Source organism: Maribacter chungangensis (assembly GCF_042676845.1).
Classification (GTDB): domain Bacteria; phylum Bacteroidota; class Bacteroidia; order Flavobacteriales; family Flavobacteriaceae; genus Maribacter; species Maribacter chungangensis.
The window spans coordinates 576,947-588,495 of record NZ_JBHTHY010000003.1; the positions used below are offsets into that span (position 1 = coordinate 576,947).

At 39.4% G+C, this 11,549-nt stretch carries 10 protein-coding genes; 2 read left to right on the top strand and 8 right to left on the bottom strand.

All coding sequences use genetic code 11. The features are described 5' to 3' along the window. Positions 1 to 15: 15 nt before the first annotated feature. Positions 16 to 453, top strand: coding sequence for a hypothetical protein (locus ACFQZJ_RS02425; RefSeq protein ID WP_379932042.1), 438 nt, complete (start codon positions 16 to 18; stop codon positions 451 to 453). A gap of 289 nt (positions 454 to 742) precedes the next feature. Here ACFQZJ_RS02425 and ACFQZJ_RS02430 read toward each other — a convergent pair whose 3' ends face one another. The 7 genes from ACFQZJ_RS02430 to ACFQZJ_RS02460 all read right to left on the bottom strand — a co-directional run bounded on the left by ACFQZJ_RS02430 (position 743) and on the right by ACFQZJ_RS02460 (position 6,902). Continuing rightward, entirely contained in the window at positions 743 to 1,429 is a 687-nt protein-coding gene (locus ACFQZJ_RS02430) for a DUF4386 domain-containing protein (RefSeq protein ID WP_379932044.1), read from the bottom strand. Positions 1,430 to 1,607: 178 nt separating this feature from the next. Continuing rightward, positions 1,608 to 2,645: a serine hydrolase domain-containing protein gene (locus tag ACFQZJ_RS02435; protein WP_379932045.1), complete on the bottom strand. Its 1,038-nt coding sequence runs from the start codon at positions 2,643 to 2,645 to the stop codon at positions 1,608 to 1,610. Between the two features lie 10 nt (positions 2,646 to 2,655). Further along, positions 2,656 to 3,576: an NAD(P)-dependent alcohol dehydrogenase gene (locus tag ACFQZJ_RS02440; protein ID WP_379932047.1), complete on the bottom strand. Its 921-nt coding sequence runs from the start codon at positions 3,574 to 3,576 to the stop codon at positions 2,656 to 2,658. Positions 3,577 to 3,715: 139 nt separating this feature from the next. Further along, positions 3,716 to 4,309: a hypothetical protein gene (locus ACFQZJ_RS02445; protein ID WP_379932048.1), complete on the bottom strand. Its 594-nt coding sequence runs from the start codon at positions 4,307 to 4,309 to the stop codon at positions 3,716 to 3,718. Between the two features lie 125 nt (positions 4,310 to 4,434). Beyond that, entirely contained in the window at positions 4,435 to 5,529 is a 1,095-nt protein-coding gene (locus tag ACFQZJ_RS02450) for an acyltransferase family protein (protein ID WP_379932049.1), read from the bottom strand. A gap of 22 nt (positions 5,530 to 5,551) precedes the next feature. Next, positions 5,552 to 6,202, bottom strand: a complete 651-nt coding sequence (locus ACFQZJ_RS02455; RefSeq protein ID WP_379932050.1) for an ankyrin repeat domain-containing protein — start codon at positions 6,200 to 6,202, stop codon at positions 5,552 to 5,554. A 43-nt stretch (positions 6,203 to 6,245) separates the two neighbouring features. Continuing rightward, positions 6,246 to 6,902 (bottom strand): hypothetical protein, encoded by a 657-nt coding sequence (locus ACFQZJ_RS02460; protein ID WP_379932051.1) that lies wholly within the window; start codon positions 6,900 to 6,902, stop codon positions 6,246 to 6,248. A gap of 753 nt (positions 6,903 to 7,655) precedes the next feature. Here ACFQZJ_RS02460 and ACFQZJ_RS02465 point away from each other — a divergent pair. Beyond that, positions 7,656 to 9,719 carry a helix-turn-helix domain-containing protein gene (locus tag ACFQZJ_RS02465; RefSeq protein ID WP_379932052.1) on the top strand — a complete coding sequence of 688 codons (2,064 nt, stop codon included), beginning with the start codon at positions 7,656 to 7,658 and terminating at the stop codon, positions 9,717 to 9,719. 5 nt (positions 9,720 to 9,724) lie between these two features. Here the strand turns inward: ACFQZJ_RS02465 and ACFQZJ_RS02470 are convergent, their stop codons facing one another. Next, positions 9,725 to 11,518, bottom strand: coding sequence for a helix-turn-helix domain-containing protein (locus ACFQZJ_RS02470; protein ID WP_379932053.1), 1,794 nt, complete (start codon positions 11,516 to 11,518; stop codon positions 9,725 to 9,727). Positions 11,519 to 11,549: the final 31 nt, after the last annotated feature.

Consider the following 11,549-nt stretch of genomic DNA (forward strand, 5'->3'; position numbering starts at 1 on the left):
CTAAATCCGAATAAAATGAAAACTAGAAAGACTATCGCCGTTGCCTTTATTGTATTATCAGTGATACTTGGCGTTGTCTTCTATTTGAAAATCGACTATCCGGAAAACTTTGTAGGGTATTTCAAGAAATCATATTACGGCCAATTTGGACCTTTGGCAATCTGTGTTGAGTTACTGATTGGCGCTTACTATCTTTTTATTGGACATAAAAAATCGAATTTTGCCTTGGCGTTGTTCGCTTTTACGGCCCTGCTGGATATTATTTTCAATCTAACAGGCGTGTTTATAAGCGGAGTGCCCCCTTATGCCATGGTTATATTTTTCATTTGTGCCACAATCTCTTTATGGATAGCCTTTTCAAATGCATTTAATCTGGGAAGAATAACTATTTTTTGGGTCATAACTAGTCTTGTTCTCGGCAGTGCTATCGAATTTTACTTCAACTATTTTTAAAAAAGATTTCCGCTTAAGGTTGCCCCTTCCAAATATTCCATAATTCGTCATCTATGATTAGTTGCGCCATGAAGTGGGCTACATTGATTTGTAAGCTTACATTGTGTGTTGTTTTTGACTTATTTATTAGATTCAATGTCCATTCAGAAATTCCAAAATCTGCATAGGGTTGTTTGAATAATTATATATTTTATTTTTCATCTGTTATTTCTCACAGTAATGTTGTAATACGCAAGCTGCCAAGCAATTGATTATATACGTTTTTGTTGTATGCCGTTTTAATCTAATTTTACTCATTACTAGGTCTTATCCCAAAAATCAATAAATAACCGATCATCCAAAATTCTCCAATACTTGCGGGTAGAATAAGAAATCTATTGAAGCTAAGATCAATTCCTGCGTAACGTATAACGGTGGAAATTAGATAGCCTATACCTCCTAAAATAATAACTCTTCCCAACCAGACAGGCATTCTTTTAGATTTGATGACTATGTATCCCATGGGAAACAGCCAAAGCCCAAAGAAAAGACCACCAACTCCCCAAGCATTTGAAATTATATTTTGAAGAACCTGAATGAGTACAACTTTGTCTTCCATAGCACTTACATTAGAATTGGCAATACCTATTGCGGAGGCGATTGAAATTGCACTTATCATAATGGCCAAAGCATTTACCATTCCCCATATACCCAGAGTCCAAGCTTCCCATTCATACTTACCTTTGAATAATTTGAAAAACCAAACTGCAGTCAGGGCCTGGGATAATACGATAGCAAACTCTAAGAGCAACCTAATTCTTGCAGTAGATTCTAATTCTACTAAATTCGTTAGCGTTTGTTCAGGGTTGCCGGACACAAATATTTGAGAATGAAAGACCATAAAACCTAAAATTCCTGAAATAGCCATCATTAAATACCATACTCCGGTGATTCTTGCAGTTTTAATCAATTGTTTTTGTTCTGTATTTACGATCATAATGATTTGATTTTAATATTTATACTAATTCTGACGATGTAATAAGGTCCTTGTTACCGTTTTGCGCAAAGGGCATACAAAGGGAGTCTGCTCATAAACTCCATTAGGACTTCGATACTTCGAAAAACCCGAAAGCAAGGGAAGCCTTCAAATGGAACTTCTACACATCTTACCTTTTTCATGAGTTTTCTTTACGTCTCAATATTTTTACAATACGGTTGATTACAATCTCCGATAGGTTCCATTCGTATCCCTCAAAATCGGTTGTATTTATTAATTGAACGACCACGGTATCGATATCTTCATGGTATTCTGCTAGACTCTGATAACCTACTACTAGACCGCCATGTTCGTACTCATAAATGGCAGAATAGATTTCCTGTTCGCCCTCCTTAAATACAGAGCCATCGTTCAATGCCCTAAGAAAGATGCCTACATCTTCTGCCGTAGCCAACATCCCGTATTCCCTAGCTTTAAAATCTTCCTCATACCCAACGTAATAGCCGCTCATTACATCGTCCAAATTAACTTCCTCAAGTGAAAAGAAGGTATTTTTTAGCCCAAGGGGTGTGATAATTTCTTCTTTGATATACTGTTCATGACTATACCCTATCACTTTCTCGATTATCCGACGTAGTAATAAATAGTTCGTGTTTGAATAGCCATAATCCTTATCAGGCTCAAAGTTGGCTGGCAAATCAAGAGCAAACTCAAGCGCTTTTTTGCCATTTTCCTGTTCGTTTTCCCAATATGCAGGATTATCGGTAAAATTGGGAATACCACTTCGGTGTTGCACCATTGATCTCAACGTGATTTTTTCTGCATTTTCAATTCTTCCAACAAGTTCAGGAAAGTAATCGGCGAGCGTTTCATCTAAGGACAAACGGTCGTCCTTGGCTAGTTTGGCAATGGCAACAGCTACATACAACTTGCTGATACTGGCTATCTTGAATAAAGAGTTCGGGTCGGCAGGTATTTTGTTTTCTCGGTCTTTCCAGCCACCTGTATAAAATGCGGGTGGTTTGCCCCCTTCGTCCCTATAAACTATCATGCCATCAAACCCATGCCCGATGGCTTCGTCTACTTGTTCTTGGACGGTATCGGGTAACGGTAATATCCATGCCTTCACCAAAATCCATGGTACAAAGTATAACGAGCCTATGCTTGCCATAATGAATAGGATTCTAAGTATTTGTTTTGTGTGTTTTTTTGCCATGAGACCCTATTTATATTACGATTTCAATGACCACATTGCCCCTTTTTCGTCCGGAATCAACATATTTATGGGCGTTTCTGATTTCATCAAGCCTAAAGGTTCTATCGATAAAAGGGATTAGTTTTCCTTGTTCCGCAAGTTCTTTTATGTGTTCGAGGTTTTCGGTTTTCTCCTTGGTCAGCATTTTAATGGTGACGAATTTGCCCTTGGCATTCAAAACTTTTTTCGCCTTTGCCTTGGTGGTGTTGCCCACGGCATCAAAAACGATATCGTACTTCTCGCTGCCCTCCGAAAAGTCTTCTTTCTTATAATCAATTACCTTTTCCGCGCCAAGGGATTTTACCATCTCAACATTAGAACTACTGCAAACGCCCGTGACTGTCGCCCCAGTTAGCTTTGCAAGTTGAACGGCATAACTGCCCACACTTCCGGAAGCTCCATAGACCAAAACCCTTTGTCCATTTTTAAGATTTGCCTTTTCAAGCAGGAACATAGCAGTCATTGCTCCTACAGGTAAAGCGGCGGCTTCCTTAAAACTTAGATTTTCCGGTTTTAGGGCTACAACACCGTTATTCCATTCCTGTGGTAAGCAGATATATTCCGCATAGGACCCGGTTTTTAGCATTGTGGTCGTACCGAATACAGAATCTCCAACTTTAAATTTTGCAACTTTTTTTCCGATGGCTTCTATGGTACCGGCCAGTTCATGCCCTAAAATTTTTTTCTTGGGTTTAAACAATCCGAATATTAGTCTTGCCGGAAGCCAGAACAAAGGCGGGAAATCAGAACTCCGCAACCGCACATCGCCCGAAGTGACCGTCGCTGCATGAATTTTTACGAGCATCTCATTATCTCTCGGCTTCGGTTTTTCCGTTTCCGTGACTTCAAGGACATTTGGCGGCCCATACTTTTTGTAGACTACTGCTTTCATATTTATTTTTTTTCATCTGTTGATATTTATTGTTTTTAATCGGTCAGATGTAATTCGCCAATCAACATCTCGGTTGGTATCTAGATTTGTTATGGCTCATTTCATATTGGGAATTAAGGTTGACCTCTTTTATAAAAACTTATTTAGGTTTTGAATATTCAATCAATTCCTCTACGTACAGAAAATCACCTTGATTCTGAGTGAGTTTTATAAAGTTTTTTACAGCAGGTGCATACAACCAAACCTCCTCTTCATTTGCGCTATATCCTCTTGAATTCGTGGTTTTACCGGCGTATTTTATGGTGTAAGCCATGAATGTTCCAGCTTCTACTGTTTCTTCTTGATATGATAAAATCTCAGCGTCATGACTTTGGTTTCCCGTTGTTCCATCCTGACTTGTCCAATTGTTTTCATATTTCCACTTTTTACCCACTACCAGAGGCCAGTCATACTTGGGTGTTTCGCTTTCTTCCGGCTTCACAATGTCAGTAATTGGAATGGTATCATTTCCGATCGTCATGCCTAAAACTCCATCGACACTGACTATTTCTCTTGTATCTTTTCCATTCGAGCGTACTTCTCCTTCCGTTGTTACACCTTTATATTTCCATACCCATTTTTCGCCAACTTGATAATCGTCTAAAGTCGGTTGTTGGGTGATACCAGATTTCTTAGAGCTGTTACAAGCACTAAGCATTACTATTGAGAAAAATATTACAATTTGAATTTTCATGTTAGATTATATTTTAAATGTGCTTACTTATCTTTGGTGATGTTTTTCCCATTTGTTCAGGCCGTTATTTAATAAATTCTTACTCTAGTTTTAACCAAATTGAAGAATTTTTATTCCTTGTATTCTCAGTTCAGGTTCGAGGTCGAAGTTTTTACCTTTTCAGTTTTTTTGGAATACCATTTCAATCCGAATAATGGCCGTAGAAAACCAATCCTTCTAAGCAAGAATTCATAAATAAGAAAGCAACCTGCACCTGTAAAAGCTACGATACCTATGAACTTCAATGAGATAGGAATTTCCAAGGGTAATATAAAAAAAGCCCCTGCGTACAAGACAAACATGTGGATGATATAGACAGGATACGCTGCTTTGCTTAGGTAGCTAAGTGTTTTACTGGGTTTGTTCAAGTATTTATACCCAAGGCCGAAAACCCCAAAAATCCAGCAATTTGATTCGATGGCCGTAAGATAACCTGGCGCTTCCGTAGCGTAAATAAAGTATCGGATACCGAACAAAACAGCGGCCAATCCAATATACAACCAGCGCCATTTTAAAACGGTCTGCCAGAATGCTTTTCCACTGTACACAAAAAGGAAACCGAATAGAAAGGCCAAAAATCCATTAAAAAACCCATGCCAAGTCTGGGCGTACAATGCAAACATCTGGGGCTTTACCAACACAACTTCTAAGACAAAAAATAGGGATATCAACAAAGGTCCACCGGGATGGCCCATGAGAGACGATAACATCCTTTTGATTTTACCGTTTCCATCCTTTTTCAGGTAGTAAAAAAACGGTAAAAGTATAAGTACGTACAGAAAGATATTTCCCAAGAACCATAAATGGCCTTGATGGGGAAAATAACCTAAAGGCATATTATAGTACATCTGAAAAACAAACATGTGTAAGGTTGTTATGGCAACAATACCAAATAGGAAAGGCAAGAGAATCCGCTTTGTGCGCTCCAAAAGCAATTGTTTCCAATTTCGTTTGCGCATCGCAAAGTAAAGTCCCATTCCCGATACGTAAAATAACAATGGAATTCGCCAGACGTTGAGCATGGTCATCGGTTTCCATAAACCCTCTAGGAATTCATCACTCTTGATAAAGCCAATGAACATGGCCCATGGTTGAAATATGATGGCTATATGATAGATGAGTAGCAAGCCAATTGCTATGACCCGCAACCAATCAATATCGTGTCTTCTTTCCATTGTCATTGTAGTATAAGTTTTAAGTGTATTACTGTAACATCATCGCAATGACCGGACGGGTTTTTTCGATTTCCGTCAAATCAATGTGTAACCCTATCGGCCCTAATTGTTGCTGAAGCATTTCATATATGGGCTTTATTTCGGGAAAAGGCCCCATAACACTTTCCCTTGGTGTCATTCCAAAGTTGTTCTTTGCGGTCTTATCGGCATTGGCATCAATAAGGGACTGTACGACTTCGACCCTACAAAAGAATGCGGCCGTGTGCAAAGCTGTCGCCCCATCGTTATTTTTGGCCGTTAAATCGGCCCCGGCATCAATAAGGACTTGGGCAATCTTGTTTTTTCCAAAACTCGCGGCAGTGATCAATGGTGTGGAGCCGCTCATGGGGTATTTTTTGTTCAAGTCTGTTCCCGTTTCGATATGCTGTTTTACCGCTTCGATGTTATCGGATAATATTGCGGCTTGAATATCGATTTCCGGTTTTGCAACTGCCGACTTGACTTCAGAAGTATTGGTAGCCTCAGCTTTTGTTTTGTTGCTGGACTGACCACAAGCCGATGTGAGTAAAAGGAGAACTAATGACATGTTTATTAGTACTCTCATTGAATTGGTTCTAACTGTTTTACTAATGACCATGTCATTAATTTTTGATTTGTATTCGTCTATCTTTGATTTCATGATTACATTTTTTTTGATTATTGATATTATTTTTCTTTACTAATTAGAACCAGCTAAAGCCAATTCCTAAACTAAATTGCACTGCATCTCTGTCAATGTTATTATCTAGCTTTACACCGCCCAGGAGTACTTTAGATTGAACGTTCAAGGCAAATTTGTTTTTTCTGTACACTTCATAACCTGTACTCGCCATAACTGCTATCCCTGTATTCCAATCATCATTTACATTGTCTTTAATATCATATAATGCAGGCGAATCTATGGCTAAACCAGCACCACCATGTATCCACCATCGGTCTTTTACCCAGTACTGAACAGAAGGTATGATGCCTCCAAAGTGTCTGTCATTATCATTAAACGTGTAAATCATTCCAGGTGCAGAAACGGTAATGGCTAAACGGTTATTTAACATATAACCGAGCTTTAATTCAGGGAAAGTACCACCGCCCTGCACATCATCAAAACCTTGAGGTCCAGCATTATCTTCTATACTGATAATACCACCACCTAGACCAAATTCAAACATAAAACCATCTCGAATAAAATTGTTTTGGGCATTGGAATTGTTTTGAGCAAATGCCATTGCAGAAATTAAGGTAAAGGCAGTACACGCCATTTTTAGCATTACTTGTTTTTTGATTGTTTTACTCATGACTTTGTTATTTAATTTTAATAGGTATTCGTGAATCTTTGATTTCATAATTATATTTTTAATTGTTCGTTATAATTTTTGTTATGACAAGGGATAGACGTTGATGAGGGTCTATCCCTTTTTTTAATCCTATGAAGTAGAATTCTTAATGAAGGTATTCTTTGGGTGTTGCCCAACGGATTCGCTTACTGTCCTTTAAGTGGGTAAGGAAAGTGAACCTTCTAGATTCCGTTGGCGGTTGATTGATGCTTGTTCTCATGACTGTATTGTTTTTTGATGTTTTCTTACTGATTATAATTAGCGGTTAAAGTTTCTGTACTGCGCCCATTGGGTTCTTTTGCTGTTGCTAAAGGTTGAGAAGTACTGTCCTGTTCTTGATTCCGTTGCTGTTCTTGTAATTGATGCTTTCATGATTTATATTTTATGTTATTAATAATTGTTTTGAATCGTGATTAGCGATTAAAGTTCCTGTACTGTGCCCATTGTACTCTTTTGCTAGTGCTTAGTGAAGAGAAGTACTGTCCAGTTCTTGATTCCGTTACTGTTCTTGTGATTGATGCTTTCATAATTATTGTTTTAAATTGTTCGTTATGATTTTTGTTGGTACAAAGATGCCATGGAACTTGAAGCAAGCCCTATGAGCTATGTAGCGAACTGTGTAAAGTTTCAGGAGGGTATAAAAACTATGGCGCAGGCATATAAATTATGACGCAAAAGATGTCATTTCCGTTAAATGGCCAGCCTTCGGGATAACGGGTAATTCCTTAGATTTTCACTAATTTAGAGCTTGTATAAAACAAAATGTCAAGCTCATTGTCCAACAAATCGACCTTTATTGAACAAGCCGAAGCCATAATTCTGAAGAATTTGGGCAACGAGCAATTTGGGGTATCCGAATTGGCCGAGGCTATGCATATGAGCCGATCTAACCTGCTCAGAAAAATCAAGAAGCGTACTAAACTTTCCGCAAGTCAGTTCATTCGTCAAGTTCGCCTTAAAGAAGCTATGGACTTACTTAAGGAAGGCTCCTCGACGGTTTCCGAAATTTCATATCAAGTAGGTTTTGGAAGCACCTCCTATTTTATTAAATGCTTTCGGGAACAGTATGGATATCCTCCCGGGGAGGTCGGAAAAATCACGGTAGCTGTTGAAGAGGAAAAGGCTCAAACATACTTTTTAAAACGATATAGGTGGCCTATCGTTGCTGCGACATGCGCAGTAGTGCTATTGGTTTCCTACTTGCTTTTCAATAAGGGGGATGCTGTAGAAAATGCCTTAGAAAAACCAGAAATTGAAAGATCCATAGCCGTATTGCCTTTTAAAAATGAGAGTGCGGATTCCACCAACCTTTATTTCGTAAACGGACTTATGGAATCTGCTTTGAACAACCTGCAGAAGATTGAAGATTTGCGGGTCATTAGTAGGACTTCGGTAGAGAAATACAGAAAAACGGACAAGGGTATTCCAGCCATTGCAGAAGAACTTAATGTGAACTATTTGGTTGAAGGTAGTGGCCAGCGTGTCGGCAATCAAGTCCTGCTCAATATTCAATTGATTGATGCTTCGACGGATACCCCTATTTGGGTAGAACAATACAATCGAGAAGTAGAGGACATTTTTGCGTTGCAGAACGATGTAGCCAAGAAAATCGCGGATGCCATAGCAGCAGTGGTAACTCCTGACGAATTGGAGCAAATCGAAAAAAAGCCAACCGAAAATCTGCTGGCCTATGATTTTTATCTTCAGGCATTGGACCCTTATTATTCTCAGACTCCGGAAGGCTTGGAAAAGGCCATCTCATTATTTGAAAAAGCCATAGAACAAGATTCGGAGTTTGCCCTGGCCTATGCCAACATCGCTATCTCATACTATCTCCTCGAAATCCCTCAAACAGAGAAAAAATACACCGAAAAGATTAACAACTATGCGGATAAAGCCTTGCTTTACGATTCAAAATCCGCCGAAAGCTTGGTTGCCAAGGCTTTTTACTACATACAAACAAAGGAGTACCAACTGGCATTGCCCCATCTTAATAAGGCACTGGAATATAATCCAAATTCGTCCCTAGCGGTTCAAATACTTGCGGATTTCTATTTTCGCATGATGCCCAATACCAATAAATACCTTGAATACGCCTTGAAAGGAGTTCAGCTCAACGTTGCTAGTGATTCAGTTACTCAGAGCTATACGTATTTACAACTAAGTAATGCACTTATGTTTTCAGGATTTGTCGACGAAGCGTTAAAATACATCAACATGTCGCTAGATTACAATGCTGAAAACTATTTTTCACCATATGTAAAGGCATCTATCCTGTTCGCTAAGGATGGTAATGTTGAGCGAACTAGAAATCTGATGTTAGAGGAATGGAATAAAGATACCACCAGGCTTGATATTTTACAGAACGTAGGACAGTTTTATTACATTGAAGAAGACTATGATTCGGCCTATTTTTATTTTGAAAAATTTGTCAAAGCAAGAGAAGCTAACGATCTAAACATTAATTTACAGGAAAACGTCAAAATTGCAACGGTCTATAAAAAGATGGGGTTAGATACAAAGGCTGAGAAAATTTTTAGTGATTTTTCCGAATATTGTGCGGCGGACAAATCTTCTTATAGAAGTGTTAATCTGGTTTGGAAATATGCCTATGAAGGGAATATCGATGAAGCTATCGAACAGCTCAGAATATTTTCCGAAGCAGAAAATTATATCTATTGGTTTTTGTTAATTGAGGATGACCCGCTGATTCAACCGTTAAAAGCGCACCCAGATTTTGATGCCATTATGCAAAAAATCAAAGACAGCTTCTGGGAAAATCATGCTCAACTTAAAACCTCTCTTGAGGAAAAAGGGCTTATTTAAGGGAATCAATTATTCGCCTTGACCCATTGCTTCGGGGTCATGCCGGTTTCCTTTTTAAAAAAAGTATTGAAAACAGTTTTGGAATTAAAACCGCTGTCATAAGCCAGACCGAGCAAAGTAATGTTTTTGTTTTCGGGGGTTATCGCTAGGCGCTGGAATTCTTTTATGCGATATTGATTGACAAAATCATTGAAGTTTTTTCCGAAATGATTGTTCAGCAGCCATGAAAGTTTATTGGGGTGCAAATCGATATCGGCGGCCAGTTGCTTCAAACTAAGTTCTGGATCCGTAAATCTTTTGTCGGAGTTCATAGCCCATTTGGTGGCGGATACATATTCCTGAAGTTCGTCGTTATCGAATGGCACCGAGGAAACCGCTTTTTTGTCAACGGACTTGATTTCCGGTAGCATGGCATCGTGGAATACCGATGCCTCTATTTTTTTATATTCTTCATAATCTCGCAATGGGTCTAAAAAAAGGTCGTTTTTAAAGGCGAACAATTGCCCCGACCGCGCATTGACCCTTTCTTTTAAAATAGCCAGTGCCTTTTTGTGGTTACCTCGACACACTTCAAGATAAAGGTCCCAAGCCCTTAAGCTATATTCTTTTGCGGTACAATGCTCCAATTCGAGTTCTGTTTCGGAAACTTCAAAATAGGATTCCCCGTGCTTCAAGTCATAGATCGCCATACAGCTTTTCGGTCGCTGAAGTTTTGGCGATTCTGCTATATGGCGCTTTAACGCCTCTTTTTGTTCATCGAAAATAAAGGCCGCGGCTTTCATTTCCAACGCCAAGGGAAAATCAGGGGCCTGTTCAAGGGCTTTGTCAAATAGTTGAATGGCCGCTTCAAAGTCCTGTTGAAAATACCGCATATTGCCCTGCGTAAAGTGGACACTCGCCGCCAAGGGATCGATGCGAACTGCAATTGCATTGTTGCTAAGGGCTTCGTCGATTTTGCCCAATCCTGAATAACAATCCGCCACAGCATCGCGTACTTCGGCGGAATTAGGATTGATTTCCAATGATTTTTGCAAATGTTCAAAAGCGTCCTTATAGTTCCAGTAGCCCCAAAAACTGATAGTACCCTTGGCATAATGTCCCATGGCGGAATCGGGATTCAGCTCCAGACCGATATCGATATGGCGGTTGGCCTCTAAGAGTCCAGCCTCCCTATTTTCCCAATAGCCCCAACTGGCCAACATTCCGATACACCATCCTCTTTCGAAATGAGCATCGGCGTAAGAGGCATCGAGAGCGATACTCTTATCAAAACTTTTGATGGCGGCAAAAACATCTTGGGCATTCCAGCGCATGCGCAGTTCACGACCTTTGAGTAACTGCTTATAGGCTTCAATATTCTTTGTCGGCGCGGCGACCAACTGTTCCTGTAGTTCAAAATGCCCAAAATTCTCCCTGATTTTATCCGCTATCAACAAACTGATTTCATCCTGTAGTTCGAAAATATCGGAGAGGTCGCGATCAAAGTTCTCAGACCAGATATGAAAGCCGTTATCGGTACGGATTAACTGGGCCGTAATGCGAACGCGGTCTTTGATGATACGTGCGCTACCTTCCAACAAGGTCTCTACCCCAAGTTCATTTCCTATTTTTCTCGCATCTAGCGGTTTATTCTTATAAAAAAAGGAAGAGGTACGGGCAGTTACTTTGAGTCCCTCGATTTTGGTCAAAGCGTTTATGATTTCCTCCGTTATTCCATCTGAAAAATATTCGTTCTCATCTTTTCCAATATTTAGAAAAGGGAGTACGGCGATGGATTTTGAATTAAAGCCTGAATACACAATTAGTTTATTGATTTTAAAAAAACGGGAA